Source organism: Tenacibaculum soleae (genome assembly GCF_030549005.1).
GTDB lineage: Bacteria > Bacteroidota > Bacteroidia > Flavobacteriales > Flavobacteriaceae > Polaribacter > Polaribacter soleae.
This window is the reverse complement of record NZ_JAUOSW010000010.1, coordinates 1-25,455: the sequence shown is the minus strand read 5'-3', so window position 1 is coordinate 25,455 and position 25,455 is coordinate 1. Positions and strand designations below refer to the sequence as shown.

Here is a 25,455-nt window from a genome sequence, read left to right as displayed (position 1 = left end):
GAGTGGTTTTTGGGTTTTAATAATAGCTCTCGGAATAAGATGCGGAACAATTATCTGAATCAATTTTAAAATCTAAAGGAGTTCTGATAAAGGTTATAATTCTAATTTCAGAACTTTGATGTTTTAGCATAAAATGGGTTTCATTTCCTTTTGTAGCTTGATAAAACCGAGGTTGTTTTCTTTTTAGCTCTTCTTCTAAATTAAAATCGGGCAAGAAATGTTTAATTCTTTGTATAATTAATTCATCTTTTTGCTTTAAAATAGATGAATTAATATGATTTAAAAGCTCTTTCTTAAAGTCTTCATTTATCTTGCTAAAAGATGAATTACCTCTACCTGCATCAAGCGAATTGGAAGCAATCAGTTTAAGATTAGTTCCATTTGACATTTTAATATGAATTTCTTTCTCCATACTCAAATATACAAAATTTGCATTTGTAATAGCAGTTTCTGAAATTGAAGTAGCACTATGTTCGGTTTTCGTTTGGTCTTCATGGTTTGTTCCGTAAACAACCATGGCGTTAATGTTAGCGACTAACATTAAGCTAAAAAGAATAAAAAATATTTTTTTCATACTTCTAAAGTATTACACTGACATTCATATAAAAAGGACATCTAATTTAACTACAAACACTATCTATATCTGTCCAATCATCGGCAGAAACTATTAGTGGTTGTGTACCTGATATTTCGCCTGTAAATCGGTACCCATATAGTTGCTCGTTAAAAGTAGGCCCTACTTTTTGATTTTTTACATTTTCTACTTTAAACTTATTAAAAAGAAAGTGGTTTTTGTCGGTAGCATCTTGGCGCATACGTGCTATTATTTTTAAACCCATGGCTTCGCTTTCGTCTAACATTTGGTTTTGCTCGTTAAAATTTCCTAGTTCTGGCTTGTACCAAACGGTAAATGCAAAGTTTCGGTTGTGTACTGATTGATTCGTGCGACTGTTACTAAAATCGCTCTCGTGACTTTCGGCTGTTAAACATGGTAGCTTTGCCGAACTTCTGAAAGAACCTTGTATTTCGGCTAAGTCCATGCGGAAAAAATCTTCTACACCTATTAATTTTTCCTGTAAGTTTTTAAAGTATGCTATAATTATACTGTGTGATATTGTTGCCATAGGTTTTATTTCAAGTCTCTTATATCTTTATCGTAGATGGCTAAAAAATCGGTTGCCAATAAATTTTGAGTGGTTTTTAATTTTGATGGATCACCTTTTATTTTGTCGAGTATAATTTCGCCAAACGGTGTGTATTTACTGCTTAGGGTTGGTTGGGTTATTTCTCTTTTAGGAAATATGTTTTTATAGGTGTCTATAAAATTATTTCGGCAACCTTCGTAGGTATAAGCTATTGCTAGTTTTGTTTTGTAATTTACATTCACAAAGTTCTTAGCGTTGTTATCTACTAATAATTTATTGAAATTTTGGCGAGTGTCTACTTCTGTGGCGGTGTTATCTGTTACTCGGTATAAAGTGGCACATAACGCATTTAAATAGCCTACGTTAAAAGATTGTTTCCATTTGTAAAATAAAGAATCCGATAAAGAAAACTCGCCAATAGTAATATTTCGTAAACGTGCTGCAGGACCATAATAGATAGTGTTTTTTATTTTTAGGTTTTCTTCAAATACTGTTCTACTATTTTTTTCGAAGATGAACTTTGTAAGTTCTGCGTATTCTTTTGGTTGTATTTCTTTTAAAGCTATTCTTATATGTTGGTATTTATTACCTCTTAGAAATTCTTTTGCAACGGAAATGTATAAGCGTGTTCGGGTTTCTAATTCGGCTTCCTTGTTATCTCTAATTTCAAAATGGTAACACTCTATCTGAAAAGCAATATTTTCTAATTGCTTTTTTGATAACTCGTTCCATGATGTTGGTAATGTTAGTTGTATTTCTTTCATTTTAAAAGTGTCATAAATAGCCAAATAATAAAAAAGATGTTATAAAAAATATGAAATAATGAAGCCCATCTATGTTTCTTAACATTGAATAAATCTATATATCTTTTTGAAGAGAAACGGGCATCTGTAAAATTTACATAAAGAAATAAGAAAACGATTATTACTGTATTCATTTTGTTTAGTTTTTAAATTTAACAGCAAGTTGGTAAATGAAAGTGTTTTAAAAAAGGACAGTAATTAAACTTTAGGTATTACAAAATAGTATAAACCTTCAGCTTCTTCTTTTTTACCAAGTGATGTTTTGAAATTTAAGCTTTGTAATGCGGTGTAAACATCTGTATCATATACCCATTTAGCAGGCAGTACAGTTATTACCATTGCATGAATTTCTTCTAATGTTTTAGGCTGTGCGTTTTCATCTTCTGCAGTTACAGGTGTAAAACAAGAAGATAGTAATTCTTTTATTTCTTGTGAGTATTCGGTTTTCATTATTAGATAAATATAGCAGGTGTTGTCTGGTTCACTTATGCTTTTTGGCAGGTTAACCATCGGCTCTTACGAGTACCGAACACCTGCCAATTATCTATATATCATAGAAAATTATTAAAAGCTTACTACATAAGTGATTTGACGATTCAAATATACAATTTTTATTATTCTCACAAATAAAAAACCAACTTACTGACTATTAAGTTGTTAAGTTTATTTTTTGTTATTTATTTTCTCATTTTGCGCTCAAATACAACGCCGTAGCCTACGAATAAATGACTCTTGCCATTTAAAAAGTTAAGGTAATATGAAAGCCTATTTTAAATTTACAGTGTTGAGTTTGGCAAATCTTCTGTTGTTTTTAATTGATTACCAAACAGTTCACTAAACATTGAGTAGATTGGATAGTCAAAAGTATCAGAGAAGTGGGTAGTGTGTTGTTGCTCCTCGCTCTTGCGTTGCTCTGGACGTTTGTCCTTCTTTAAACCTGATGATGTATCTATAATCTCGGCACGCTCTAACGATATAATTAAGTTAGGACAATTAGATGAGTTGATTCTAATCTTAGGCAATCGACCACGCCCATCTTCTCTTAGCATTACATTAATAAGCCTAAATTTATCCATATAATGTGGATTATTACCCACCGTCATCAGGTGCACTTTCCAGCCTGCGTTACGTAATAGTTGTGCTGCCTGCTCGGCAAAGGTTAGCTTACTATTGGCTACTCTGCTATTACCTTGCCTATCACCATAAAAACGGATAGTTTTAACTGGATAACTTGCGTAATACGGTATAAACTCTTCTAAGAATAGGTGATCTAATATCTTTGGAGACTTTACATAAAACTCCTTTAAAACTTTATACTCATTGCCTTGCAGCTGCGATACTGTTAAGGTATTAATATTAGCACCCCAATCTACCGAAATTAACAAAGGCTGTGAGGTATCTAAATCAGCATCTTGTTTACAATTAAAACTGGTACCATCTAACTTTTTTAAATCTAAAGTTTCTAAGTAAGCATTGTTATGTTTAGTGTAATAGTGAATATCAGGGTTTAATTGAGCATAATAACCATCGGTTATTTCTTTAGGGCGAATGTTTAGCATTTCAGCATCGTAAATAGTAGGATTTGTGTATGCCTGCTTCATGTACTCAAAATAATCAGGTCTTAAATTATGTAGGTTACAATGTGCCGTTGCTTTTATAAACACAGCCTCTTTTGGGTTACTTCTTGCATACTCCTCCATATCAGTAAACCATTTACCTTTCTTAGTTAATGGCGTAGAAGAAGTAAACACTTCACTGTGCAATAATGGTGCGTTTTTAAATATTTCTTTCTTGGCTCTGTTGGTGTTTTTTACATTAATAGCTAATTTTTCGTCATCAAACAAAGCAGCTTCATCGCCACGAATAGCAAAAGAATTTAAACCACGTCCGCTATCTTTATGATCTAAACTTACCATTTGAAAAATACAACCATTACTAAAATGGATAATATTATTAAAAGCATCTGGAGCTTGAAAAGGCATTTTAAAACCCATCTTTTTACCAGCCATCGAGCCTACTACATAATCTATGTTTTCATAAATACCAAATAACTCTAAACCTTCCTTTATTGCCGGTAAAAATCTACTCAATATTTGACTATAAGTAGAACCAACCATCGCAAAGGAAGCTCTTGGCATTTGTTTAAGCAATTGACCAGTATCGTAACCTAAGTAGGTGGTTTTACCCATTCCACGTCCACCTTCTAAATATTTTTGCTTTTGTGGAGAAAGAGCCATTGCTAACTGTGCAGGATTTAATAATACTTTTTTACTTTTCATCCTTTACTTCTTCATGCGGTACATCAACAGCATAATTATTAAAATCTACAACACCTTTATTTAATACTGTCATTAATGCTTTTTCTACAGATTTAGGAATTGAAATATCATAAATTTGCGCCTGTAGTTTCTCTGGGTTAAAATTAGATTCTTCTTTATCTAAATCTGCTAATTTTATCATTCTATCTAAACACTTACCCATGGTTTCTAGGTTTTTGTCTTTAGTGGCCATTTGAAAAAGCTTCTGGTTATATTCAAAAATTATATAACGCCAACCTTCCTTTCTGCTTTGGGTAATATCTCCAAATAAAGAAAGTGCTCGGTTTATATCTCTATAAGCAGTTGCTGATGAAACACCAAACTGCTGTTTTAATATTTTTACAGCTTGCTCTCTACCGTGCCAATTTAAAAGCAATGAAAATGCAGTTTCCCACCTTTTTTTCATTTCTTCTTCTGTTGCAGATAGTTTTATCTTACTTTCATCTAAATAAGAAGCTAACACATTTTCGAAATGCGTGTCTTTGGTATCTAATGTTACTACGCTACTCATTTATAAAAAATTGATTAATAGTTTCTTTGGCCAAAATTTGTCCATTTCTTTTTACTTCAAAATTTCGATTATTATCTCGCATATATTTAACCCATCTTTTTACATCAACATCAACATATTTCTCATCAAGTTCTACTCCTCTACATATACGCCAATTCTTTTCACAAGAAATTAATGTGGTACCAGAACCTAAAAAACCATCAAAGACAATACTATTTTTTTGAGTAGAATTACAAAGTAAATAGCCAATTAAAGGCAGTGGTTTCATTGTTGGGTGCTCATCACTTCTTAAAGGTTTATCATACTCTAAAATTGTAGATTGTTTTCTGTCGGAAAACCATTTATGTGCGGCTCCTGGTTTCCAACCATACAAACATGGTTCGTGTTGCCAATGATAATCACTTCTACTCATTGCAAAGGTGTTTTTGGACCATATTAAACATTGGCTTAATTTTAAACCTGAGTTTACAAAAGCACTTCTAAAGTTGATGCCTTCAGTATCTGCATGAAAAACATAAATACTACCACCTTCTTTTAAGAATGAAAACACTTGTTTATAAAAATCAAATAGAAAATTGTAAAAATTATCATCTTTCATTTTATCATTTTTAATACCTTCTCTTGGCGTATTTACACCACCAACATAATCTACATTATAAGGCGGATCTGTTACAACACAATCAATCTTATCTTTACCTAAAAGTTTAATATAAGTTTCTTCTTTAGTAGAATCTCCGCAGATTATTTTATGAGTAATATTTTTATCAAGTGAAGTTAATTCATAAACATCTCCAAATTTTGTAATTGGTTCGGTAGGCAGTTCTGGTTCAAACGGTTCTTCTTCTTCCGTTCTAAATTCTTCTGGAATAATATCTTCCGGCAAAACAATTTCGTCTACATTTAAACCTAAAGCATCTAAATCAATATCGTCAAAAACATCGCTTAAAACGTCTAAATCCCAATAACCTGTGGGTACATTAGATGTAATATTATATTCTTTAAACTCTTTTTCTGTTAATGTTCTGGACGGAATTCTAACGTCAATTAAATCTTCACCTTTGCCAAGTTCCATTAAAACCTTAATTCTTTGGTGACCTGCAATAATTACATTGTCTGTGTTTACTGCAGGGATTTCGGCAAGGTTAAATTTTTCAATACTATTAATTAATAGTTGTTTTTTTTCTGGAGTTAGAATTCTCGGATTGTAATTGTAAGGAACTAAATCCTTAACCTTCCTTTTTTCTGTGGTCCATTGTAGAGTAAGTGTCAAATCGCTCATAAAAGATTTTTTATTGTTTTAATATTTATATTTTTTTGATGAATTTCTTTTTCTCCTTTATTAATCTTATTTTCTATTAAGTGTTGCTTATGCTTATCAGGTTCGGTTTCTAAATCAGAGTACCAAACATCAACACGCTTTTGTTGTTTAGATTTGCTACTTTCTAAATTTCTGCGGATTTTATCTAACTGCAATTCGCTCATTTTTGAGTAGTCTTTATTTTTTGAAGGCAGTATTGTTTTAAACGTATTCCAATGGTGTAGCTCTTTCCAAATTAAATCACGTTCCTCTTCTAAATCATCAATAGTTAGCATTATTTTTAACGCTTTTTCTTCGGCATTGGCAGGTAAATCATTAAGCAAAAACTTTAGTTCTATCATTTTAAAGAAAATGTTTCTTGCTCTAGCGTATCTAATACGCAACTCGGCAGGCAAATCGCCAATACGAACCATGGCAAACTCCTGTTGTAAACTTTCTTTCTTTAAAGCATTTCTGTTCACTTCTACATTAATAGTTGCTTGTGTGGTTGGTTTTTTGGGAGTAGTAGCAACTGTCAAAGATTCCTTTACAGTTGGTTTTACCTTTGTAGTACCATTTTTGTATTTACGCAGTTCGGCTACCAGTGTAGCCATATTTCGGTTGGTTTTACCTTTGTTAAGTAACTTTAATATGCGTGTTTTTTTTACAGGCAATGTTGCGTAAATAGCAACACCTTGGTGGTAATCTTTAGAGTTTTTAAACCAGTTAACAATAGCTTCCATAAGGTAAAGAACCCAAAATGGCAAGAGTTAAAAAAGGACATAAAAAAACCACTCGGTTTGAGTGGTTTTTAATCTTTGTAACTGATACAATGTTTTTTAATACTTAATTTTAAAAACCACTGTTCGCCTTTTTATTATTTTGAAGATCATTTTCTTTATTATATAAATCCATCCAAGCATTATAATTCCATATTCTTAAATTCACTAAAAATGAAGTAGTACTCAATGTATTATATTTCTGCGGAAAAATTTGTATAATTTTTGTTTTATCTTTATTAAATAAAATTAAACCCCACTTACTACCTGAGCTCGCATAATTTAAAGGAGCGTTCCAATATTCATTGTCTAAAAATATTTCATACCCTAAATCTGTAAAGAAAGATCTTGTATGAATTAAATAATTCCTAGCAGAATCATAGTCCATACCTAAAGAAAAACCTTTTGGAGTTAAAACAACGCAACTTAATTTTTTATCTAAAAAAATAAAATTCTGCCTATAAATTCTATAATAAAAATTATTCCCTAAATCTACCGATATATAATTGTTTTTGTTTTTTTTAAACTCTTTTTTGGCTTCTTTTGGGGTCATTTCAAATTCTAAGCCTTTATATATCGATTGAGAAAAAATTAAATTAGAAACTAAAAGAAACAATAATAAGATACCTTTTTTCATAATAATTATTTTTTAATTGAATATCAAAAGTAAGTAAAGTTAACGCATAAAAAAACCCACTCAATAATGAGTGGGTTTTCTTAATTAATAAAAATCAACTAACAACGTATTAAAAAGTATTTATTTTGGTTTCGGCAAGTTGCTTTAGGTTTTTGTTAGCTTTTACTTCTAACAACCAATTAACCTCTTGCTCAGAAACGGCTTGCAAAATTAACTTTGCTATTCTTTTTTCTGATAGTTTTTCCTTCTTTAAAAAACCAATTGCCTCTTCGGTAATGGTTATAAAAGGAAACGCTTTATTTTCGTACAAAGCCAAGTATTTAGAGTTAGACACCTCCTCTCTAGTATCTAATCGTCCAAAATTTGGTATATGATATATTCCTGGTCTTATGGTAAACATTAGGCAGGAGTAAACTCAGTAATTACACCTGTGTAAACTGGCGCTGGGCAACCTTGCACATCTGCAAATTTAAGTGGTATACCTACTAAATCGCCTGCTTTTGCACCTGTACTTGGTGTTGCTTCGGTCATAAAAGCGGGTGACTTGGCGCTACCTAACTGCACATTATCTCCGTTTAATTGAGGAATAATAAAGATCATTGGTACATTTTGGTATTTACGAATAAACCCTTTACTCTTTGCCGAAATATTTGGTAACGTTGCCGAGAATGTATTGGTAATAGATTTACTACCTTTTTCTCCTTCGGCAGCAGTTTCTACCATTCCTGTTTCAGGCAAAATACCTATTTTAAAAAATCCTTTACCAACAGGAAAAGTATGTGGTCCTTCAATAGTCGCTGCTGCTTCTAAAGTAGTAACGGTATCTTTACCCGGTAAGGCCACTATAGTTTCAAAATCACTAACAGGGCAAGCAAAAACATCAATAGGAGAAACTCCTGGTACATTTTCGGCATTGGCGCAAAAATCTAAATTATCGGTTACAATTGTATCTGTGCTCATATTAATGAATTTGTTCTAAATAGTTACTATTTCCGTTTACTAGCTCAAGCATTATTTCTTCATCTTCAATAATTTCATTGATAGAAGTACTAACACCATCGATATTTAAAGTGCTTGGTGCCGATTTTTTAAATCTAAATCTTTGCCCTCTATCGTCTTTAAATACTTTTCTTGTATCCTTCTCAGGATTTTTAGCAGATGTTTCTGCAATAGCAGCTTCATCGGCTTTTTTATCTTCAATAGCTTTCGCCTTTTTATCTGAAGCTGATTTATTAGCAGCTCTTAATTTATTGGCTTCTTGTTGCCTTAATTGAGTTGCATTTAAAACAGGAGCACCTGCCAATGCTTTATCCTCTTCTGATGCATTTAACTCAGCAGCTTCTTTGTCTGCCAATACTTTAGCCTCTTCTGATGCTTTTACTTCAGCAGCCTTATCAGCTGCCGAAGTATCTACATTATTATTTTTTTTTGCCATAATTTCTAGAATTTTAAATATTATGCAACAGTTACACCGTCAAAATCATAATATTTTTGGTTTAATACTGTTGAACCTAAACCATATTCAGCATCAATGTAATTAGCTATATAAACCATTTCATTAATCCAAAAATCATATCCTAACCAGAACTCCATAAATACTTTAACCTTATAGTCTTGTATTTGTACAGAAGTTACTTTTGGTGGATTATCAATTTTATCAATCATCTTGATAAGATTTCTTTCTGGGGTAGCAAAAATTAAATCATCGTTCAATTCTGGTAAAGCAATAATTTCACGTTTACCTAGACGAGTTTTTAATGTGTCATTTTGAAACTTATTTTGTCCAAATTGTTCTTCATACTGTAAAACATAACGCTCTGCGTTATTTTCACTCATAAAGATTTTTTTAATTTTTTTCTTTTGTTTAGAAGGTAATTTTCTTTCAAAAACAGTAACCTGATCAACAATATTAGTATCTGTTAAAGCAGTAACTGGAATCTTAAAAGCTGGGTGTGCTGCATCTGCTAAAATATTATCACAAACTTGCTTAATTCCATCTAACGATTGTCCGTAATTACCATCTGCATTTGCAGCAGAATAAACTCCGTTAATCGATAAATCAGCTAAATCATCTTGAATTTGGGGGTTAAATTCCTCTTTCATAATGTATTCAGAAATTGGCATTGTAAACATGTCTTTTTCTTCATCATAATGATCAGCGTAATACGTTCCTAAAATCTGAGATGGAATAATAGGGAAGTTTACTTTCTGGTGAAAGTTTTTTAAGATTTTACTCTTAATTTCTAATTCACCCATTTCTTGCCATTCCGCTTTAAACCCTTGAACCAAATGCCCTAAGATTGTATGAGGAGCAGGAAAATGCCCTTTTACTTTGGTAATAGTTCTACAATGTTTATCTAAAACATTTTCACTACTATGAATCATCGCAGGTACCAAGTGTGGATTTGCTGCTAAGTGTTGATTTAGCTCTTTAGCTACGTCTTCTATTTGCATGATTATTTAATTTTATAAATTGAACATTCAAGGTCTACATAACTAGGCATTTTTTTACCTTCTTGTTTTCCTTCTCCTAAATTGGTATGCATGTCTCCAGCTTCTCCACCTAATTCTGCAATTTTGTTTTTCATAGCAGTAAATGCAGTAGCAACATCGGTTACTTTTGCATCTCCTTCTAATTCTAACGATGTGTTTACCTCGTCTACAATTGCCGTGTTTGCTAATTTGGTGTTTAAGGCTGCAAATGCGCCTGCTACATCTGTTACTTTAGCATCGCCTTTTAACTGTAAAGATGTATTTACGTTATCTACAATTGTTGCATTTGCTTGGGTAACTGTATTGTTTTCGGTTTGTAAAGAGGCTAGTTTCCCTTCTACTTTACCAGCTTCTTCTTCGGTAAGCAATAAACCTGTTCGGTTTTCATCTACTTCAAAAGCAGTTCCTAAAACAGCTTCAATAGCTTTGTATGATTTATTCATTGGTACGGTTTTTTTTGGTGTTGGTGTGGTAGTATCCAAAACAAAATTCATTTTTGCGTAGTGCTTCATTAAAGCATCCGGACTAAGATTGTCTATATTTTCAGGAAGTGATTCTGATTCATTAGAAATAAGAATATCAGCAAAACCTTCTTCTTTTGCTTCTTTTGCAGTAAAATAGTTGTCCTTAAAATTTAAGTATTTTTCAATAGCTTCTTCTTCGGTAATATTAAGCTTATTAGCTATTAATGGCGCTAAAGATTTATCGTAACTATCTAGCACATCAGCCTGCTCTCTTAATTGTTGTGCGTTACCCCATGCGCCAGTAGATGAGTTATGAAACATTAATCTACTATTATCATACATGTGTAAAGTATCGCCAGAAATAGCAATTTCTGCACCCATTGAATAAGCAATACCATCAACATAAATATTAATATGACTTTTTGATGATCTAATTGCATTTACAATTGGAGTACCTTGATGGATATCTCCTCCTGGTGTATTTAAACGAACATTTATTGTTGGGTACGTTTTTTCTAATTCATTAAAGTCTTGAACGAATTTTTTATCTGTATTTATATATTCATAAGAATCCCAATCAAAACCACCAATAACCCCATAAATAAATATGGTGGCTTTTTTTTCAGCTTCATTCTTTACAATATTGTAAAATCCTTTGTATTGCTTGTTTTTCAAATTGTACTTTTTTAAGTATTATAACTTTGAAGTACAAGTATATGATTAGCAGTAATCTAAAAAAAGGACATTACAGTGAGGCTGCTAATTGAAGTGCTAAACCTCTAGTAAAAACATTAAAAGTAACTTCTTCAAATAATTTAGTACCGCCATAGCCAGTTCCTGTTAACTGAATACTATAGCCTTTTATTACATTAGGTTTTGCATTATTTAACTCGCTAAAACTAAAAAGTAAAGGTTGTGCTGTTGTACCGTACAAATGATTTGTTTCTCTTTTTGATACCAAAACAACTACTTCTTTATTATTATAGGTTTCTAATAATTGTTGTACATTTTTATCTTGTGGCGTAACTGTAAACGAAATTTTGGTTTTATATAGCTTACCAGGTGATTTTGCACTTGATGAATGATTTACTTTAATATTGTTTTGCAATAAATTTAAAAGCATTACCTGCGAAGAATCAGTAATATTTGTTATATAATCTTCAATAACAGCATCTGGAGTTAAGTGTGTAAAATTAGGTAAATAACTTTTTTCAAAAACTGCAATTTTATAAAAAGTATCTATGTGATGATCGTCAATATGATTCTTAATTTCTTGTATCATTTTTATAGGTTTTACAGGGGACAAATTCGGAATGTTCTGAGTTTGTCCCTATGGTATTTTAAGCTACTTTAGTATTTGAAATTGCTTCTTTTTCTTGTTTTTTACGTTTAAAATCTCGGTAAATAGAAGCTACTTTTAATTCATCCTCAGATATATTGTAAATATCTAAAAATTGTCTTATAATTTTAATGTAAGCATCATCATGTAACTTCTTGTTTATAAAGCAGTGAGAATACAACTCTCCTCTAAACATTTTATCAATAATTTTATTAAATACCTGACCTTTTTTTACACTAACAAAAACGCCATTTTTTAAATATTGATAATCCTTAATAACCACTTTTATAGATTTACTATATTTTTTCTTAGAAATTCCTAAATCGTTGTTTCTGTTTAATGATGAAAGAATAATGCTTCCTACAATATCAGAGCGTTCGGCAATAATTGTATCAGATCCGTATTTATGTACTAAATATCTAAAAACATGATCGGCAACCGGAATAGTTTCAGTAATTGAGTAATCAGAAGAATTCATAAGTGTTTTCTGTAAAAATAAAGAATTTTAATAATTATAGCTAAAATATCAGCTATAATTAAATTTCAAGAAATAATATTTAAAAAATAAAAGCTACCAAAGGCGACAAAAAACTGTAATTCTGTAATCTTAATTAAAAAAACACTGTAAACAATTAAAAAACAACACGTTAACTATTACAAAACAAGATTTATAGTTTTGTAATGGTTGAAAATTGATTTTGTAATTTTTGTAATCTTAATTTTTAGTTACAGTTTTTTTGTAATCTTAATAATCAATTACAAAATTAAAATATAAACTGTAATTAATAAAAGCCTTTAAAATCAACAGCTTGAAGTAGTAGTTTGTTAAAAATTACAAAATTACACTTTTTTTCAGCTTTTAGTTTTTCGGGGTTCGGGGCAATTGTCGTTTTTGCCGATTTTTTATTTAAGCAATGGAATCATCAAAAAAAATACTCTTAAAACAAAAAAGACTGTAAGGAGATAAATCCGTACAGTCTTTTTAATAATGATAATAACAGTGTCTAAATAGCTTGTTTTATTGTTTTTAGCGAATTTGCAGAAACATGGTGATATATTTCGGTGGTTTTAACTGAGTTGTGACCTAAAGATAAAGAAAGTGGTTTTATTTCGGTGCCATTATCTAATGCGTAGGTAGCGTATGAGTGTCTTAGTAAATGAAATGAAGCTGATGGCGAAATATACTTTTTTACAATTCGCTGAATACTCGATGCTGAATATTTTATTGAAAACTGACCATTAAACACATATTCTTTAGATTTATACTGATGCCAGTATTCTGTTAGTAATATTATCAGGTTATCGTTTAAAACCGTAGATCTATCCTTTTTACCCTTGCCGCAAATTACATTTAAAATATTTCTGTCTTTATCTAGGTGGCGCCATTTTAAGTTTATTACTTCAGATATTCTTAAACCACAACTTAACCCTAATGTTAAAATAGCTTTGTGTTTTAAATTTTTGATATTATTAATTTTTACAGCTAATAATTCAGCATCAATAACTTTCGGGAGCTTCTTTTCTTTCCTGGGTCTTTCAATTTTATTTAAATGGAGGTTTTTTTGTTAATAATGTATTTTGCATATAATTTAAGACTACCTATTATTTGGTTTTGTTGAGATATGGAGGTGTATTTATTTGATAATAAGTAATTTTCTATATCTCTAGTTGTTATATGATAAGGATTTTTATCTAATTGATGTAAAAACTTCTCTAAATAACACACATATGTTTCTATTGTTTTATTAGAGTAGTTCTTATTAGTTAACTTTTTAATATAAATTTCTACAACTTTCATAACTTTTCTCTTTGTTTGCAATGGTTTAACTTATGTGGCTTCTATATCATAGTTAGCAACAATAAAAAAGGGCGCTCACTGTTGCGGCTGTGCGCCCAAATCTATTACTCGCCTTCAAAATGAAATATCTTATCATCCCAATTGTAAAGTATGGTAGTATTTAATTTATTAGAAGAATAATCAATTATAGAACATAAATCTGTTTGATCTTCCTTTTTTCCAGAATGAAATTCTAAATCAACTAATTCATTATATAAATCAAAATCTTTAACAATACTTTTTAAAATATCTTTATTTTCAGCAGTTAAATCAACAGCAATAGACATAATTTCGCCAGAATCATAAATATCAACTCTATCAACATTTACTTTTAACTCATTAAATTTGTCTTGTAAATTTATCTCGTTTTTTAAAAATTCACTTGTAAAGCATTTTTCTACAAGCTCTTTTACTTTTTTACTAAAATCTGTTTTTACTTCCATTCTATTTTTATTTAAAAATTAATATTCTTATGTATTTGGTTTTTATCAAAACCACGCCCTTTTTTACATTTGGTAACACCGTATAAAAATAAAAGGGCAAAGTCCTTATTCGGTGGTTATTTCGTGTTTGGTTAGCTTGTAAATTCCTTCGGAATTTCCTCGCACCCAAACCCTTCTATTCTTATACAATTTAGTTAGCGGTAATCAAATTCACGACCACCACAATCAAGACATTTATCGCCTCCATAATGGTCAGGCAATATATCATCGCTTTTACATTTTACGCAAAACCTAGTTTGTAAAGGCTTGTCAGCATCACACCTAGAACAAGAAAGACTACCGCTAACACTAAATAAAGATAAAAGCTCTTCTTTTGCTTCCTTAGTGGTTATATCTCCTAGTTTAAGTTCTGTTACTATTTGTATCATTTGTTTTTTCATGTCGCTTCAATCCTTATTTGTGGCACGTTACCAGCAAATAAAAAAGCCGACCAATATTACGGCTTACTCTAATTTTTTAACGTAACTTTTATTACTTAAACATTCTTTTATATTACTCATTCTCCATAAAGCTTGTTTTTCTTCGGTTGTGAGTGGTTTTTGTTCTTTTATATCATTGTCGTAAGTTGTATCTCTAAATAATCTATGTTTTTGAATATATGCACTTGTAAAGTCGTTTAAAAATTGTTTTCGCTCTTTATCAAAGTTGCTTAAATGAAAATCAATCATTTCTAATATTTGTATATGTTGGTAATCAGTAACTTTTGCACAAACTTCTCTATATCCTTTAACTCCATAGATTTCTTTACTCCCAACAACTTTAAATAAAATTTGAGTAATTAACTTATCACTTAATTTTGTAGTGTACTTGTAAAATCTATCTTTTGGTATTTCCTGGTTAATATCTTCGATTGTCAATCCGTGTTTATTAAGCATTCGGTTTAACATAAGTTCAGCGTTAACTTTTTCACCAGCAACACCTCTTTTTGCTAATTCGTAAAGCTTTAATAATTTATCTTTTAATTTATCTTCCATAATCTGTTCGGGTTTTGCTTCCTACGTCAGCAACAGCTTTTTTATCAGCAGGTAACAACGTTTATAAAAAATTGCTTTTGGTTCTTGCTTAATTCGTTGGTGGTTGCTTCTTTGCCAACATCTGAAAATAATTCTGATTTTCCTCGTTGTCAAACTCGCAACATTTCATAAACAATCCGTTCTAAACAATTGCACTATCTTTACGCACTCAAACGTGTTAGAGTGCAACTGTTAAGAACACCGTGTATAAAAAATAAAAATCAAAAGTTTATTAATTGTTTGCAAACTTTTTGATGTGGTTCAAGGTATTTCTTTAAAAGTGGTATATCCGCTTCTTTAAAGATTTTCACATAGTGAGCATTACACCTTCCTTTTCTTTGAAGTATCGTAAATAAATCAAGTCTATAAGTTTTATCATCATTTTGTATTACATCAAACCTATAAACTAAATTTAAGTCTACATCATAACCTTTCATATCTTCATAAAAATCTTTAAAGGTTTCGTATTCTTCTTCATACGTTCCAGATCCATAATAAGGCTTGTCATTACTTGCTAATTCTTTTAAATTCATTTGTCTTTATTTATTAAGTTAATTTCTAAATCTTCTTTTAATTTTTACATTTCATACACAATTCCGTTAGGGCAAATACTACGATAGTGCATTTTCATAAACATTTCCCTTAACCTCATATTCAAAGTCGTTTAATTCGAGCCATAAATCAACTGAACAAGTCATATCTTGTTTACTACTATTATCTAAATGCCAACTTCCCGTTGGTTGATTCCAAAAAACTTGCATTTTAGATTGTAAAAGACCTTCATCTGTTTCAGTCCAATCACTTAAAATATCGCCTTCAAATATTTCAATTCCGTTTTTGTCTTTAAAACCAGTCCACTCTAAAGGTGTAATTCTTGCGTGTGAAAAGTCATAATGTGCAGGTTTTCTAAAACACATCTTTTTTAAATAACTATCCCAAAATCTAAATTTATGCTCTCTCTTTTCCATTTGTCTTTTTATTAAAATATCTTCTTAAAATGTAGCTTCTTGCAATGCTAATTAAAGTAAAATATAAAGTGATTATTAAATTTTTTCCTGTACTACTTTCAATCCCTAAAATTGGAAATATGATAAATAAAGAGAGTAAAGAAATTAAGTAGCCAATTGCTACGTTGCTCACACTCTCTATAAATGATTGTTTTTTTGTTTGCATATTTTTAGTTCAACTACCGTACTTGCCCTAACACCTTATAAAATTAAAAGCGGTGTTTTAGGTCTTTTTTTTTTAGTTGTTAATATTTACTTTAATTTGTACTTACTGATTAATTTTCACTTTTAAATCCGCTTCAAATCTTATAAATGAAACGTTACCAAAAAGTAAAAAGGCGATCACTCAATCGGCTGTAACTTCATTTGCTTTGCCCAATCTTTTTGGAAGAATAAATCACTTTGTTCAATTGCCTTATCCGTTAATTCTCCTAAAGTATCTGCATAAACATAAGCAACATAACAATGACCTTGTGAACTACTCCAAGAACTTGGCTCCAAACTATTACCAGAAGTTTTTATATCTGAGCAAACAGGTATATTAATTTGTGCTAAAAAACCATCACAACCATTTCTATACATCATTCCAGAAATACCTCCGTCTGAAATTTCTTGAGCAATAGATTTATGTACTTCTTCATTATCTATCCATCCTAAAGTTTTACATATTTTAGAATATTCCAAACATTCAAAGTCCTCTAAAACTTCATTTTTTCCATCATTTAATACTTCAAAAGCTATTAAGCAAAAGTTGTTAAATAATAATCCTTTACTACTTTCAATTTTTTTAGTTAAATACTTATTCATCTTTTTTAATTTTAATTATTATCTGTATGTATTTGGTTTTTATCAAAACCACGCCTTTTTTCCATTTGGTAACAACGTACAAAGAAAAAAGCTAATTAATTGCTTACTTATACATTTCGCTTATTTTGTTACTTCTGAAATTCTTACGAATTTCCTCGCACACAAAACCGCTTCATTCCTTGTGCTGAACCGTTGCTATAAAACACCACTATCATATAATGTTTTCCAACCCTTTTTAGTTAAAGTAGTTCCTTCAATAGTTTCATTATTTAAATCAATTTCTATAAAATCTTGTAAAATCATTTCACTTATTATATGGTCACTTATGCAAGTAAATAAAGCGTCTTTTTCTTTTATCATTTTTAACAGCCTTGCTACAATATTATTTGATTCCTCTTCACTAACTGCATCTAAATTATAACCTGTTACTTTTCCCATATTTAAAAAAATCTTTTATTATTAATACTTACTAACATCAACTCCTTGTATAATTAAAGAGCTGAATTACTCTTCCGGATCTTTATAATAATTTAAATCCTCAAACTGAACCTTATAACCATCTATTATTACTTGATCTTCATCATCAAATTCAACCAGAGTATTTACATTTAACTGAACAATTTTATACCTGCTTTTATCACTACGAAATTTTATATCAAAATTAAATTCAGAAAATTCTTTTTGAATCATTTCTAAAATTGGTTCTTCTTTAATGCAGAATATTATTCTTGTGTGGGTATTTTTCATCGGCTTATAATCATTTTAATTAATACATCCTACTACTTACACAACCATATTAATAAAAACAGTATTTCTAATAATAAAAAAATTAAGCTACAAGATGCTAAGTCTATTTTTAGGGCTTTCATATTAATTGTTATTTATCGTCATTGCCTCTAAAGGGCTAACTGGTACATATACCATTTTATTAACAAACCATGTTCTAAGATCATCTAAACTCATACCGTCATATGTATAATATATACCTGAATCAAAGAAACCTGTTTTAATACTTTTTAAAAAAAATAATTTTCCTAAAACGATTTGGTTTTTTTTTATTGTAAATTCTTCTGGCGTTGCTTCTCTTAGTGATATTGTTACTGTTGTATTTCCCATGATATATGTATTAAAAAGGTAAGTCTTCTTTATTTTTCTCGATATTATTAATTATATCTAAATCAGGTAAAGGTGTTAATGGTTGTGATTTTTCTGTTTTAATGAAAAAACACTCTTGCGTTTTTTCATTCATGTTTTTTATAATTCTACCATCTTTTACACCTGCTTCTACTGGGTTAAAAACATAATTATTAAGTTTACAAAAAGCTTTAACCGATTTTTTAAAATTGTTAGCAGACTTTTTACCTCCAGATGTTTTTTTATAGTCTTCAAAAGCGTCTCCTCGGCTTATTAATTTATCTAAATTTTGGTTATCTTTAGAGAAGTAAACATTAGCCCAGCCTCTAAAAGCATCACCCATTTCTGCCATTAAGTTCCTTTTATTAACGTTATCCATTGGGGGGTCTATCTTTTCATCAGAGCTTAAATAAAATGAAACTGCCTGAGCGCAAAAAACATAAAAATCCAAATATTCATCTTCTGTAAAATCGTTAAACAAGTCTTTACCGTTAAAATCATCAGAAACTCTTCTGGTTTGTTTGTATTCATTGTCTTTATTATGGTGGTAATAATCAGAGTTTACCGTAAACAATATTCTTCTGGATGAAGATGGATCTAAATTCATTGGTGGAAAATTAGAGGTCCCACATAATTTAGGTGAATCTTCAAAATTGATAGTGAATCCCTTTGAACCTTTAGGATTTACTTTCATTTTACCTGTGATTTCTGAAAAGAATTGTTGAAAAGGGAAATATTGATTCATATCATCAATAAAAACATAATCTGTTTCTTTAGTTACACCATCCATTAAAAAATCTGAATCAACAGCTTTTTTACTTCTTCCTGGTATAAAAAACTGCTCTTTCATTATTTTCTCTAAATAATCATACATTAATGATTTTCCAGAACCACCATGGCTTTCTCCTATATCTGACAATTTATTATCGATACCAAACACAAACCACGCCTTACTTTTTACTTTGTATTTATGCAACAAGTAACCTATTGCATAAATTTTATTTATTAAATGCTGTTTTTGTTCTAGAATTTCATCTGCAGATAGTCGTGGACCAGCTATGTTAAATTGGTTTTCGGAAAAATATTTAGCTGCTTCTAGTTCTTCATTTGGTTTAAATGATGCTTCTAATTCTTTTTGCCAGTGAATTCTGCTTGCGTTTATTAGGTAATTAAAATATTTATTGTCTTTTTTTATTATTTCTATATCTAAATCACCATCTATATCTTTACCGATTTTAAATTGAGGTGTTTTAAAGGCTTCTTCAAATTGTCTTTCAGTGGTTTTATTAGGAAAATCTATTACTTTTTCATCAATAACCATTTTATCAACTACTCCTTTTTTATGAACTTTTATTGATGCAGCTTTAATTTCGACAACATTTTTTTTAAAAAACCAGTATTGAGTATTTGCGTCAGCATCTTGAAAGTCTATCTCTAAAACTGGCAGTTTAGAAAGCATCGCTTCTTTTAAATAAGGTGTTTTCTTAACCATATTTCTTAAAGGAATAGGCATTTGTCTTTCTTCTAAAAAATTATTTACAAAATTTTCTATTTTATTTGGCGAAGTTCTTTTAACAATATTTCCATCTACAAAAATGTAACAGTACTCATCTTTTTCAAAAGGAGTTTCCATTCTGTAAAAACCTTGATGTTTTAAAAAATGTTCGGCATGCACAATATTGTATACATATTTCATTCCTTTATCGGTAGCAACTTCATCCCAAAACTTCATTGGTAATGCGTTTGCTATTAGTTTTTTAAAGGCAGTTTTTATAATACCAGGTCTTTGTGAGTTGTATTTGAGATTTACAAAATCTAAAAAATCTTTCTTAGGGTTTCCTCGCCAATCTTTAGAATGGGTTAAATAATTTGGCAGCCATATAGTCTTTAATTCTAAATATTGTAACCCTAGTTGCACGCCTTGTTTAACCCCAGTCTTATCAATGTCGGGTAAATTTAAAACTTCATTTGCCATTGATTGTAGCTGTTTAAACAACTCTATTGAAAGATTTGCCGTTTCACTATTTAACCAAACTACATAATAGCCAAAGGAAGCTACATTTAACCCATCTCTATCACCCGAAGCTATAATTATTTTATCTAATTTTAACTCTTCTTTTTTTGGTGGTTTTCCTTCTTCCGCGTGTTTCATTACGCTATCGAAGTGTTTCTGATGCCCATCAATAACATCTTCTAATCCAAAAACATAATCAGTGGGTCTTCCTCCGTTATATCTAAACCTAAACCCTTTATCTGTGCTTTTTGGTTGATATATTTTCTGCCAATCACCAAAATCATATACAAAAATCGGATAATCGTCTGTGCTTTCAGTTACAACCACCTCGTTAGACTTGGTTACATAGCTCATTTTTTTAACAGATTTAAGCTTAAATCTTTTAGCGTGGCCATTAGTAACTTCTGGTCCTATAATTTTTAAATCACTATCCGAAATTTCTGTATTATACTCAAAACTATAAGTTCCGGGTGTTTCATTAGTGGTTTTTGGTCTTTTAGAAATTATTGGTTTAGCCGAATGAGTAGTATTCTTGTACTCAATATTGTATAAATTAGCCAACTTCTTACAAGCTTCTCCAAAGGTTAAATTATCCTCAACCATACAAACGCCAATAGCATTTTTAGGCTTATCCCATTGCCCAAAATCCATTACAAGCCAAATACCTTTATCTGTTTGTTTTAATGAAGCAGATGCTGTTTTTTCATTACCTCTTATTTTAAATTTTTTTGATGAAGTTTCTGATATTGAAGCAGCATCCGGGTAGTAATCTTTTATAATAGCTAAACCACCTTCTGTTTGATGTAGTATTGCATCTGCGAACGGAAACTCTTTCATAGTGTTATTGTTGTTTGTAAATGATAGCCTATATTTTTTAGCTTTTTTAAAGCCTCTTGGGTTCTTTTCGGGTAGTTTTCAGTATTAAAATTATCAGGTATCTTTACTAATTTATCTTCTACCGATACATTAAAATGAACACTAACTATTTTTACTGTTTTATCAATTTTTAACATAATTTTTCTTCGTGATAAAATGAATATGAAGCTGATAACTTTGCTAAGGGATGTTTTTTACATCCTACTTTTTTTAACCTTTTTATAATTCTATCGGTTAAATTATTAATAGAGAAATTTAAGGGTACTTCTACAATTTTAAAAGTTTTAAAAACTGTTTTTCTACAAACAGAACACTGCTGAGTAACCTTTAAATGTTTAATTGTTTTCGGTTTTTTTAAGGTGTTGTTCATAATAATCTTGTACCGTTTTAATTTTGTTAATTGTAGTTTTTGATTGCTTAGTATTTAAAATTTCATGTAAATACCTATCTGCTTTTCTTTTTATATCTAAAGGAATAATATTATACAACTGTCCTTTTTGAGACAAGCACAACTCCATCTGTAAGCTTAATTTCATTTGCTCTATCTGTATCAAACTGAAGCAATGCGTTTGCGTTTTCAGATTCAACCCTAGCTCTAAGTTCTTCAATTTTTCCATTGTAAAATTTCATTAAACTGTTATACTGCTCTTCATTGTATTCATCTGTATTTTTTTTCGCTATTAAAGCGGTTTTTTGTTTGTAAAACCTTGCTAAATAACTAAGTGTTTGCTGTAAATTCATTAGGATACTATTTTATGATTTAAAGAAAGTTTTAGCAACTGCATTTTGTTAGTCACCCCAACTGCTTTAAAAAGGTTTGACTTATGAAAATCGAATGTTTTATGTGAAATGCCTAAAAATGAAGCAATAGCTTTATCCGGCTCATTGCTACCTATTAAATCGATAATTATTAATTGGCGGGGCGTTAAAACATGATTATTAATATTTATGTTTTTAGAGTTCCATAATAAAGAAGGGCAGTTTTGATGGTCTCTAAAATTTTCTGAAGTAGATAATTTACCATTACATATATCAGGCGTGCTATCTAACTCACCATACATATAGTAAGTATATAATTCTACCTGATGATTTAATTTATCGGTTACATTGCTTAAAAAATCAACGGCTTTTAAGTCAGCTAAATAAGCTGTTTTTAAAAGATTAAAAAATTGAATAGGTAAATCCGAAAAATACCTTGTAGATCCGTTACGAATCCATAATACTTGTTTTGTTTCCCTTACTCCCACAAATTCGATATTATTATCGTTTGGCATTACACCTGCTATTTGTGGATTTCTACTAAAAGTTGTAATTTTGCTATTGTTAATCATTGGTTTAAGATTTAGTGATTAATTAATTAAGAATCCGTAGTTGTAGCTGCGGATTTTTTTGTTTGTATACCTGTAGTAATTGCGTTTTTAATTTTATGCTTTAAATAAGGTGATCTATCTAATACACCTTCGTTAACTGCTGCGTATGCTTGTACGATAGTTAATAGTTCGTTGTGGCTTTTTATTAAATCAGTCATAATTATTCGGTTAAAATATTTTTACGAGCTAAAGCAGTTCTTTTTGCTTTTTTAACCATTTGCCAAATAACTTTTTCTATAACTTGATGATGAACACCATTCATTACATTTCTTATTTGACCATTAGAATAAGGTTTGTTCATTTTGTTTAAAAGACCTTTTTTAACAAGCTCTTTTTGCACCAAAGAAGTATATCTGTGGCCTAAAATGTTTTTTATTTCTGTTTTTTCATCGTCAGTAATCATACAAATACCCTATTTTTTTATTAATTATTTTGTGTTACTTTAGTTACGTAGTTGTTACGCAAATATAGAGAATAAAATCACAGTTAACCAAACTTATAGTGAATAAAATCACAAACATTAAAGAAAGAATAAAGGAATTCGCCGAAAACACTGGAGAAAATAAAGAGTTATTTTTTGAGAAAATAGGTGCTACTTCATCAAATTTTAGAGGTAAAAAACTAAATACAGGAGTTAATGCAGACTTAATTGAGAAAATAGTCACACTATATCCTGATGTAAATTTACATTGGTTAATCACTGGCGAGAAAAAAGAAACTAAAGAAATTCCCCAAAACATTGCAATGGAAAAACCAAGTAATTATGGAAATAGCTATAGAGATAAGTACTTTGAAGTGCTTGAAGAAAATAGAGTCTTGAGTAAAAAAGTTATTAGTTTACTAGAATCTAATAACAATTTAAAAAAAGATACTGGAATTGTTTATAAGTAAAAATTAAAAAGAAATTATGAAAAAAATATTACTATCACTCCTATTATTAACAGCAACTATATCTTTTTCTCAGATAAAAAGAGTTAAAACAGCAAAACCTATAAAAATAGGTGCTGCAGGTACAGTTGTTTGCGAAAAATTAAACAACACATATATATTTACATTTCAGGATATAAATTATACCCATATAGATGAATATAAAAGTTTTCAGTTTGATGATATAGACAATGCGTTTGATAATTTTTATGATATTTTAATGGAAGGTTTTAAAAACCTACCAGAAGAAGATATAGAATTAAAATTACCTAATAAAATAGTTACTTTAAAGTATATGAAAACGTTTGGGGTAACCAACTTAACTATTATAACTAGTGATGACAATGGAATATCTGGGCGGTCTGAATTCATCACAAAAAGGAGAGCTATGAAAATATTTGGTAAAAAGAAAAAAAGAAAATGATTGATGATAAAAACATCAAAGAACGAATTTTAGAATTTGCAAAAACACAAGAACGTTTTAAAAGAGATTTCTTTAATAAAACAGGTTTAAAATACAGCAACTACACTGGTATAAATAAAAATACAGATGTTTCTGCAAAATCTTTAGCAATTATTTTAAAACACTATCCTAACGCCAATATTAATTGGATTATAACAGGCAAAAACAGTTTATAAACACAATACCTTTATTTATAATAAGATGCTTAACCTTTTATAAATAAAGGTTTTTTTAAAGTATTTCACGTGTCAAAAACTCGCCATTACAATAACCGTTTAACAAAAAAACTACTGTAACTACATGATAATCGATAGTAATTATTTTAAAAAACAGGTATTATAAAATCTGCTCTTCGCTACAAAACTCAAACTTAACGGTTTGAGTTTTTTTTATTTCTAAATTTCAGTATACATTTTATAATGTGGCCCCACTTTAGCAACTTCAAACTCCTCTCCAACAATAGTAAAATTTAGTTTTTCATAAAACATTACTGCTTCTTCTCGGGCATTACACCATAAAATAAATACTTTTTTTTGTTTTAAAATTACTTTAGCTTCTTTTATTATTTGTTTACCAAATCCTTTTCCTCTTCCTTTTTCTGAAGTTGCCATTCCTCTTAATTGATATTGTGCTTGCTCTAAACCGCTCATTTTATTTTTAATAAAAGTAGCAATCCCCACTAACTCTCCCGAATGATAAGCACCTAAATGAAAAGTGTCTGCATCAAAGTCTCCAATAAATTTAAATGGTAAATCTATTCCGTTACGTAAAATATTTTTTCTTATCAAATATGTTTTTTCAGCTGAAATTTCTTTAATTATCATATTTTATCCTATAAATCTTCAAAATTAGTTTTCTTCTAAAGAATACATAATTTTACTAAAAAACGAAATTCATTCTCAATAATTTAATTTATGTGTAGTAATTTAGCTTTTTATTTCTTTTAAACTATATCTTTAATCAAAAATGAATATTAATTTTAAACCTATTAATAAGAAGAACATACTAATAATTCTTCCTCTTTTAAGAAAGTTAAACACTACTACGCCTGACGATATTTTAAAAGAACGTATTATAGAAATGGCTACTTATAATACTTACGAGTGTGTTGGTATTTTTGACAACGATAAATTAATAGGTATTTGTGGACTTTGGTATTCGACTCGTCATTATATTGGAAAAAGTGTAGAACCTGATCATGTTATCATAGATGATACATATCGTGGTAAAAACTTAGGGAAACAGTTTTTTTCATGGATTTATGAATATACAAAAGCAAAAGGTTGTGAAGTTGCTGAATTAAATACTTATACAGGTAATCGGAAGTCGCACAAATTTTATTGTAATGAAGGATTTGATATCTATGGATTTCATTTTGTGAAAGTTATGCGAGAAGATCAAAAATTTTATTAATTTTATTCAAAATACTATTGTAAATACTAGAAAACATCTTATATTTGCAACCGCTTTACAACATAATTAATTTTATTAGAAAGCAACTGCAAGAAATTGCAAAATTCTTTACCAATGCGAAAGTAGCTCAGTTGGTAGAGCGTCAGCCTTCCAAGCTGAATGTCGCCAGTTCGAACCTGGTCTTTCGCTCTTAGTCTTTAGAAGATAGACTTTAATAATCTTTATTTACCAATGCGAAAGTAGCTCAGTTGGTAGAGCGTCAGCCTTCCAAGCTGAATGTCGCCAGTTCGAACCTGGTCTTTCGC

General features: G+C 29.9%; 39 protein-coding genes and 2 tRNA genes. 6 read left to right on the top strand and 35 right to left on the bottom strand.

Annotated features, from left to right (window positions below; all coding sequences use genetic code 11):
• Positions 1-16 precede the first annotated feature (16 nt).
• The 34 genes from Q4586_RS12660 to Q4586_RS12495 all read right to left on the bottom strand — a co-directional run bounded on the left by Q4586_RS12660 (position 17) and on the right by Q4586_RS12495 (position 22,750).
• Positions 17-574 (bottom strand): hypothetical protein, encoded by a 558-nt coding sequence (locus Q4586_RS12660; RefSeq protein ID WP_303529506.1) that lies wholly within the window; start codon positions 572-574, stop codon positions 17-19.
• 46 nt (positions 575-620) lie between these two features.
• Positions 621-1,124 carry a hypothetical protein gene (locus tag Q4586_RS12655; RefSeq protein ID WP_303529504.1) on the bottom strand — a complete coding sequence of 168 codons (504 nt, stop codon included), beginning with the start codon at positions 1,122-1,124 and terminating at the stop codon, positions 621-623.
• 5 nt (positions 1,125-1,129) lie between these two features.
• Positions 1,130-1,909 (bottom strand): hypothetical protein, encoded by a 780-nt coding sequence (locus tag Q4586_RS12650; RefSeq protein ID WP_303529501.1) that lies wholly within the window; start codon positions 1,907-1,909, stop codon positions 1,130-1,132.
• A gap of 237 nt (positions 1,910-2,146) precedes the next feature.
• Positions 2,147-2,398 (bottom strand): hypothetical protein, encoded by a 252-nt coding sequence (locus Q4586_RS12645; protein ID WP_303529499.1) that lies wholly within the window; start codon positions 2,396-2,398, stop codon positions 2,147-2,149.
• Positions 2,399-2,724: 326 nt separating this feature from the next.
• Positions 2,725-4,227, bottom strand: coding sequence for a terminase large subunit domain-containing protein (locus Q4586_RS12640; RefSeq protein ID WP_303529496.1), 1,503 nt, complete (start codon positions 4,225-4,227; stop codon positions 2,725-2,727).
• On the bottom strand, positions 4,217-4,777 hold the full coding sequence (locus Q4586_RS12635; RefSeq protein ID WP_303529493.1) for a hypothetical protein: 561 nt from the start codon (positions 4,775-4,777) through the stop codon (positions 4,217-4,219). The genes Q4586_RS12640 and Q4586_RS12635 overlap by 11 nt, the downstream gene beginning before the upstream one ends.
• On the bottom strand, positions 4,770-6,056 hold the full coding sequence (locus Q4586_RS12630; RefSeq protein ID WP_303529490.1) for a DNA modification methylase: 1,287 nt from the start codon (positions 6,054-6,056) through the stop codon (positions 4,770-4,772). Before Q4586_RS12630 ends, Q4586_RS12635 begins: the two co-directional genes overlap by 8 nt.
• A complete protein-coding gene (locus tag Q4586_RS12625; RefSeq protein WP_303529487.1) occupies positions 6,053-6,817 on the bottom strand; it encodes a hypothetical protein in 765 nt (254 codons plus the stop codon). The genes Q4586_RS12630 and Q4586_RS12625 overlap by 4 nt, the downstream gene beginning before the upstream one ends.
• Positions 6,818-6,926: 109 nt before the next feature.
• Positions 6,927-7,490 carry a hypothetical protein gene (locus Q4586_RS12620; RefSeq protein WP_303529484.1) on the bottom strand — a complete coding sequence of 188 codons (564 nt, stop codon included), beginning with the start codon at positions 7,488-7,490 and terminating at the stop codon, positions 6,927-6,929.
• 109 nt (positions 7,491-7,599) lie between these two features.
• Positions 7,600-7,890 (bottom strand): hypothetical protein, encoded by a 291-nt coding sequence (locus tag Q4586_RS12615; RefSeq protein WP_303529481.1) that lies wholly within the window; start codon positions 7,888-7,890, stop codon positions 7,600-7,602.
• Positions 7,890-8,450, bottom strand: coding sequence for a hypothetical protein (locus Q4586_RS12610; protein WP_303529478.1), 561 nt, complete (start codon positions 8,448-8,450; stop codon positions 7,890-7,892). Before Q4586_RS12610 ends, Q4586_RS12615 begins: the two co-directional genes overlap by 1 nt.
• A 1-nt stretch (position 8,451) precedes the next feature.
• Positions 8,452-8,925 (bottom strand): prolipoprotein diacylglyceryl transferase, encoded by a 474-nt coding sequence (locus Q4586_RS12605; RefSeq protein WP_303529475.1) that lies wholly within the window; start codon positions 8,923-8,925, stop codon positions 8,452-8,454.
• A 20-nt stretch (positions 8,926-8,945) separates the two neighbouring features.
• A complete protein-coding gene (locus Q4586_RS12600) occupies positions 8,946-9,944 on the bottom strand; it encodes a hypothetical protein (RefSeq protein WP_303529472.1) in 999 nt (332 codons plus the stop codon).
• A 2-nt stretch (positions 9,945-9,946) separates the two neighbouring features.
• Positions 9,947-11,122, bottom strand: a complete 1,176-nt coding sequence (locus tag Q4586_RS12595) for a head maturation protease, ClpP-related (protein WP_303529470.1) — start codon at positions 11,120-11,122, stop codon at positions 9,947-9,949.
• Positions 11,123-11,192: 70 nt separating this feature from the next.
• A complete protein-coding gene (locus Q4586_RS12590; protein WP_303529467.1) occupies positions 11,193-11,729 on the bottom strand; it encodes a hypothetical protein in 537 nt (178 codons plus the stop codon).
• A 58-nt stretch (positions 11,730-11,787) separates the two neighbouring features.
• Positions 11,788-12,264: a hypothetical protein gene (locus tag Q4586_RS12585; RefSeq protein WP_303529464.1), complete on the bottom strand. Its 477-nt coding sequence runs from the start codon at positions 12,262-12,264 to the stop codon at positions 11,788-11,790.
• A 526-nt stretch (positions 12,265-12,790) separates the two neighbouring features.
• Positions 12,791-13,252, bottom strand: a complete 462-nt coding sequence (locus tag Q4586_RS12580; protein WP_303529661.1) for a tyrosine-type recombinase/integrase — start codon at positions 13,250-13,252, stop codon at positions 12,791-12,793.
• An 80-nt stretch (positions 13,253-13,332) separates the two neighbouring features.
• Positions 13,333-13,584 carry a phage integrase N-terminal SAM-like domain-containing protein gene (locus Q4586_RS12575; protein WP_303529462.1) on the bottom strand — a complete coding sequence of 84 codons (252 nt, stop codon included), beginning with the start codon at positions 13,582-13,584 and terminating at the stop codon, positions 13,333-13,335.
• Positions 13,585-13,688: 104 nt separating this feature from the next.
• Entirely contained in the window at positions 13,689-14,066 is a 378-nt protein-coding gene (locus tag Q4586_RS12570; RefSeq protein WP_303529460.1) for a hypothetical protein, read from the bottom strand.
• A gap of 194 nt (positions 14,067-14,260) precedes the next feature.
• Entirely contained in the window at positions 14,261-14,506 is a 246-nt protein-coding gene (locus tag Q4586_RS12565) for a hypothetical protein (RefSeq protein ID WP_303529457.1), read from the bottom strand.
• A 63-nt stretch (positions 14,507-14,569) separates the two neighbouring features.
• A complete protein-coding gene (locus Q4586_RS12560) occupies positions 14,570-15,100 on the bottom strand; it encodes a hypothetical protein (RefSeq protein WP_303529454.1) in 531 nt (176 codons plus the stop codon).
• Positions 15,101-15,360: 260 nt separating this feature from the next.
• Positions 15,361-15,672, bottom strand: coding sequence for a hypothetical protein (locus tag Q4586_RS12555; RefSeq protein ID WP_303529451.1), 312 nt, complete (start codon positions 15,670-15,672; stop codon positions 15,361-15,363).
• 78 nt (positions 15,673-15,750) lie between these two features.
• Positions 15,751-16,107, bottom strand: a complete 357-nt coding sequence (locus Q4586_RS12550) for a YopX family protein (protein WP_303529449.1) — start codon at positions 16,105-16,107, stop codon at positions 15,751-15,753.
• Positions 16,088-16,312 carry a DUF7220 family protein gene (locus Q4586_RS12545; RefSeq protein WP_303529448.1) on the bottom strand — a complete coding sequence of 75 codons (225 nt, stop codon included), beginning with the start codon at positions 16,310-16,312 and terminating at the stop codon, positions 16,088-16,090. The genes Q4586_RS12550 and Q4586_RS12545 overlap by 20 nt, the downstream gene beginning before the upstream one ends.
• Before the next feature lie 176 nt (positions 16,313-16,488).
• A complete protein-coding gene (locus Q4586_RS12540) occupies positions 16,489-16,953 on the bottom strand; it encodes a PCI domain-containing protein (protein ID WP_303529446.1) in 465 nt (154 codons plus the stop codon).
• A gap of 195 nt (positions 16,954-17,148) precedes the next feature.
• On the bottom strand, positions 17,149-17,391 hold the full coding sequence (locus tag Q4586_RS12535) for a hypothetical protein (protein WP_303529443.1): 243 nt from the start codon (positions 17,389-17,391) through the stop codon (positions 17,149-17,151).
• A 66-nt stretch (positions 17,392-17,457) separates the two neighbouring features.
• The gene (locus Q4586_RS12530) at positions 17,458-17,700 is read right to left on the bottom strand and encodes a hypothetical protein (RefSeq protein WP_303529440.1); all 243 of its coding nucleotides are present in this window, start codon (positions 17,698-17,700) and stop codon (positions 17,458-17,460) included.
• 123 nt (positions 17,701-17,823) lie between these two features.
• Positions 17,824-18,069, bottom strand: a complete 246-nt coding sequence (locus Q4586_RS12525) for a hypothetical protein (RefSeq protein ID WP_303529436.1) — start codon at positions 18,067-18,069, stop codon at positions 17,824-17,826.
• Positions 18,070-18,079: 10 nt separating this feature from the next.
• On the bottom strand, positions 18,080-20,938 hold the full coding sequence (locus tag Q4586_RS12520; RefSeq protein WP_303529433.1) for a hypothetical protein: 2,859 nt from the start codon (positions 20,936-20,938) through the stop codon (positions 18,080-18,082).
• Positions 20,935-21,114: a hypothetical protein gene (locus tag Q4586_RS12515; RefSeq protein WP_303529430.1), complete on the bottom strand. Its 180-nt coding sequence runs from the start codon at positions 21,112-21,114 to the stop codon at positions 20,935-20,937. The genes Q4586_RS12520 and Q4586_RS12515 overlap by 4 nt, the downstream gene beginning before the upstream one ends.
• A gap of 343 nt (positions 21,115-21,457) precedes the next feature.
• On the bottom strand, positions 21,458-21,718 hold the full coding sequence (locus tag Q4586_RS12510; protein ID WP_303529428.1) for a hypothetical protein: 261 nt from the start codon (positions 21,716-21,718) through the stop codon (positions 21,458-21,460).
• The gene (locus tag Q4586_RS12505; protein ID WP_303529425.1) at positions 21,718-22,308 is read right to left on the bottom strand and encodes a helix-turn-helix transcriptional regulator; all 591 of its coding nucleotides are present in this window, start codon (positions 22,306-22,308) and stop codon (positions 21,718-21,720) included. The genes Q4586_RS12510 and Q4586_RS12505 overlap by 1 nt, the downstream gene beginning before the upstream one ends.
• Before the next feature lie 26 nt (positions 22,309-22,334).
• Positions 22,335-22,505, bottom strand: a complete 171-nt coding sequence (locus tag Q4586_RS12500; protein WP_303529423.1) for a hypothetical protein — start codon at positions 22,503-22,505, stop codon at positions 22,335-22,337.
• A 2-nt stretch (positions 22,506-22,507) separates the two neighbouring features.
• Positions 22,508-22,750, bottom strand: coding sequence for a hypothetical protein (locus Q4586_RS12495; protein WP_303529421.1), 243 nt, complete (start codon positions 22,748-22,750; stop codon positions 22,508-22,510).
• Positions 22,751-22,848: 98 nt separating this feature from the next.
• Here Q4586_RS12495 and Q4586_RS12490 point away from each other — a divergent pair, with 98 nt between their 5' ends.
• From Q4586_RS12490 to Q4586_RS12480, 3 genes are read left to right on the top strand one after another with little or no spacing between them, the layout of a single operon-like run.
• The gene (locus Q4586_RS12490; RefSeq protein ID WP_303529418.1) at positions 22,849-23,238 is read left to right on the top strand and encodes a hypothetical protein; all 390 of its coding nucleotides are present in this window, start codon (positions 22,849-22,851) and stop codon (positions 23,236-23,238) included.
• A gap of 16 nt (positions 23,239-23,254) precedes the next feature.
• Complete coding sequence (locus tag Q4586_RS12485) at positions 23,255-23,698, top strand: hypothetical protein (protein WP_303529415.1); 444 nt, start codon at positions 23,255-23,257, stop codon at positions 23,696-23,698.
• Positions 23,695-23,913 carry a hypothetical protein gene (locus tag Q4586_RS12480; protein WP_303529412.1) on the top strand — a complete coding sequence of 73 codons (219 nt, stop codon included), beginning with the start codon at positions 23,695-23,697 and terminating at the stop codon, positions 23,911-23,913. Before Q4586_RS12485 ends, Q4586_RS12480 begins: the two co-directional genes overlap by 4 nt.
• A 219-nt stretch (positions 23,914-24,132) precedes the next feature.
• Here the strand turns inward: Q4586_RS12480 and Q4586_RS12475 are convergent, their stop codons facing one another.
• Positions 24,133-24,561, bottom strand: coding sequence for a GNAT family N-acetyltransferase (locus Q4586_RS12475; RefSeq protein ID WP_068703743.1), 429 nt, complete (start codon positions 24,559-24,561; stop codon positions 24,133-24,135).
• Positions 24,562-24,703: 142 nt separating this feature from the next.
• Between Q4586_RS12475 and Q4586_RS12470 the strand changes: the two genes are divergently transcribed.
• From Q4586_RS12470 to Q4586_RS12460, 3 genes are all read left to right on the top strand, one after another.
• The gene (locus Q4586_RS12470; RefSeq protein WP_068703741.1) at positions 24,704-25,150 is read left to right on the top strand and encodes a GNAT family N-acetyltransferase; all 447 of its coding nucleotides are present in this window, start codon (positions 24,704-24,706) and stop codon (positions 25,148-25,150) included.
• Positions 25,151-25,266: 116 nt separating this feature from the next.
• Positions 25,267-25,339 (top strand) — tRNA-Gly (locus tag Q4586_RS12465).
• Between the two features lie 44 nt (positions 25,340-25,383).
• A tRNA-Gly gene (locus Q4586_RS12460) sits at positions 25,384-25,455 on the top strand.

Bases quoted from the DNA above. Each gene is read 5' to 3' on its own strand.
- Q4586_RS12560 (WP_303529454.1), bottom strand. From the start codon at position 15,100: ATGGAAGATAAATTAAAAGATAAATTATTAAAGCTTTACGAATTAGCA.
- Q4586_RS12525 (WP_303529436.1), bottom strand. From the start codon at position 18,069: ATGGGAAATACAACAGTAACAATATCACTAAGAGAAGCAACGCCAGAA.
- Q4586_RS12535 (WP_303529443.1), bottom strand. From the start codon at position 17,391: ATGGGAAAAGTAACAGGTTATAATTTAGATGCAGTTAGTGAAGAGGAA.
- Q4586_RS12475 (WP_068703743.1), bottom strand. From the start codon at position 24,561: ATGATAATTAAAGAAATTTCAGCTGAAAAAACATATTTGATAAGAAAA.
- Q4586_RS12625 (WP_303529487.1), bottom strand. From the start codon at position 6,817: ATGGAAGCTATTGTTAACTGGTTTAAAAACTCTAAAGATTACCACCAA.
- Q4586_RS12620 (WP_303529484.1), bottom strand. From the start codon at position 7,490: ATGAAAAAAGGTATCTTATTATTGTTTCTTTTAGTTTCTAATTTAATT.
- Q4586_RS12505 (WP_303529425.1), bottom strand. From the start codon at position 22,308: ATGATTAACAATAGCAAAATTACAACTTTTAGTAGAAATCCACAAATA.
- Q4586_RS12570 (WP_303529460.1), bottom strand. From the start codon at position 14,066: ATGGAAGTAAAAACAGATTTTAGTAAAAAAGTAAAAGAGCTTGTAGAA.
- Q4586_RS12495 (WP_303529421.1), bottom strand. From the start codon at position 22,750: ATGATTACTGACGATGAAAAAACAGAAATAAAAAACATTTTAGGCCAC.
- Q4586_RS12610 (WP_303529478.1), bottom strand. From the start codon at position 8,450: ATGAGCACAGATACAATTGTAACCGATAATTTAGATTTTTGCGCCAAT.
- Q4586_RS12630 (WP_303529490.1), bottom strand. From the start codon at position 6,056: ATGAGCGATTTGACACTTACTCTACAATGGACCACAGAAAAAAGGAAG.
- Q4586_RS12615 (WP_303529481.1), bottom strand. From the start codon at position 7,890: ATGTTTACCATAAGACCAGGAATATATCATATACCAAATTTTGGACGA.
- Q4586_RS12520 (WP_303529433.1), bottom strand. From the start codon at position 20,938: ATGAAAGAGTTTCCGTTCGCAGATGCAATACTACATCAAACAGAAGGT.
- Q4586_RS12645 (WP_303529499.1), bottom strand. From the start codon at position 2,398: ATGAAAACCGAATACTCACAAGAAATAAAAGAATTACTATCTTCTTGT.
- Q4586_RS12565 (WP_303529457.1), bottom strand. From the start codon at position 14,506: ATGAAAAAACAAATGATACAAATAGTAACAGAACTTAAACTAGGAGAT.
- Q4586_RS12600 (WP_303529472.1), bottom strand. From the start codon at position 9,944: ATGCAAATAGAAGACGTAGCTAAAGAGCTAAATCAACACTTAGCAGCA.
- Q4586_RS12530 (WP_303529440.1), bottom strand. From the start codon at position 17,700: ATGAAAAATACCCACACAAGAATAATATTCTGCATTAAAGAAGAACCA.
- Q4586_RS12470 (WP_068703741.1), top strand. From the start codon at position 24,704: ATGAATATTAATTTTAAACCTATTAATAAGAAGAACATACTAATAATT.
- Q4586_RS12585 (WP_303529464.1), bottom strand. From the start codon at position 12,264: ATGAATTCTTCTGATTACTCAATTACTGAAACTATTCCGGTTGCCGAT.
- Q4586_RS12590 (WP_303529467.1), bottom strand. From the start codon at position 11,729: ATGATACAAGAAATTAAGAATCATATTGACGATCATCACATAGATACT.
- Q4586_RS12640 (WP_303529496.1), bottom strand. From the start codon at position 4,227: ATGAAAAGTAAAAAAGTATTATTAAATCCTGCACAGTTAGCAATGGCT.
- Q4586_RS12655 (WP_303529504.1), bottom strand. From the start codon at position 1,124: ATGGCAACAATATCACACAGTATAATTATAGCATACTTTAAAAACTTA.
- Q4586_RS12575 (WP_303529462.1), bottom strand. From the start codon at position 13,584: ATGAAAGTTGTAGAAATTTATATTAAAAAGTTAACTAATAAGAACTAC.
- Q4586_RS12550 (WP_303529449.1), bottom strand. From the start codon at position 16,107: ATGGAAAAGAGAGAGCATAAATTTAGATTTTGGGATAGTTATTTAAAA.
- Q4586_RS12500 (WP_303529423.1), bottom strand. From the start codon at position 22,505: ATGACTGATTTAATAAAAAGCCACAACGAACTATTAACTATCGTACAA.
- Q4586_RS12605 (WP_303529475.1), bottom strand. From the start codon at position 8,925: ATGGCAAAAAAAAATAATAATGTAGATACTTCGGCAGCTGATAAGGCT.
- Q4586_RS12555 (WP_303529451.1), bottom strand. From the start codon at position 15,672: ATGAATTTAAAAGAATTAGCAAGTAATGACAAGCCTTATTATGGATCT.
- Q4586_RS12515 (WP_303529430.1), bottom strand. From the start codon at position 21,114: ATGTTAAAAATTGATAAAACAGTAAAAATAGTTAGTGTTCATTTTAAT.
- Q4586_RS12510 (WP_303529428.1), bottom strand. From the start codon at position 21,718: ATGAATTTACAGCAAACACTTAGTTATTTAGCAAGGTTTTACAAACAA.
- Q4586_RS12545 (WP_303529448.1), bottom strand. From the start codon at position 16,312: ATGCAAACAAAAAAACAATCATTTATAGAGAGTGTGAGCAACGTAGCA.
- Q4586_RS12635 (WP_303529493.1), bottom strand. From the start codon at position 4,777: ATGAGTAGCGTAGTAACATTAGATACCAAAGACACGCATTTCGAAAAT.
- Q4586_RS12660 (WP_303529506.1), bottom strand. From the start codon at position 574: ATGAAAAAAATATTTTTTATTCTTTTTAGCTTAATGTTAGTCGCTAAC.
- Q4586_RS12650 (WP_303529501.1), bottom strand. From the start codon at position 1,909: ATGAAAGAAATACAACTAACATTACCAACATCATGGAACGAGTTATCA.
- Q4586_RS12485 (WP_303529415.1), top strand. From the start codon at position 23,255: ATGAAAAAAATATTACTATCACTCCTATTATTAACAGCAACTATATCT.
- Q4586_RS12480 (WP_303529412.1), top strand. From the start codon at position 23,695: ATGATTGATGATAAAAACATCAAAGAACGAATTTTAGAATTTGCAAAA.
- Q4586_RS12540 (WP_303529446.1), bottom strand. From the start codon at position 16,953: ATGAATAAGTATTTAACTAAAAAAATTGAAAGTAGTAAAGGATTATTA.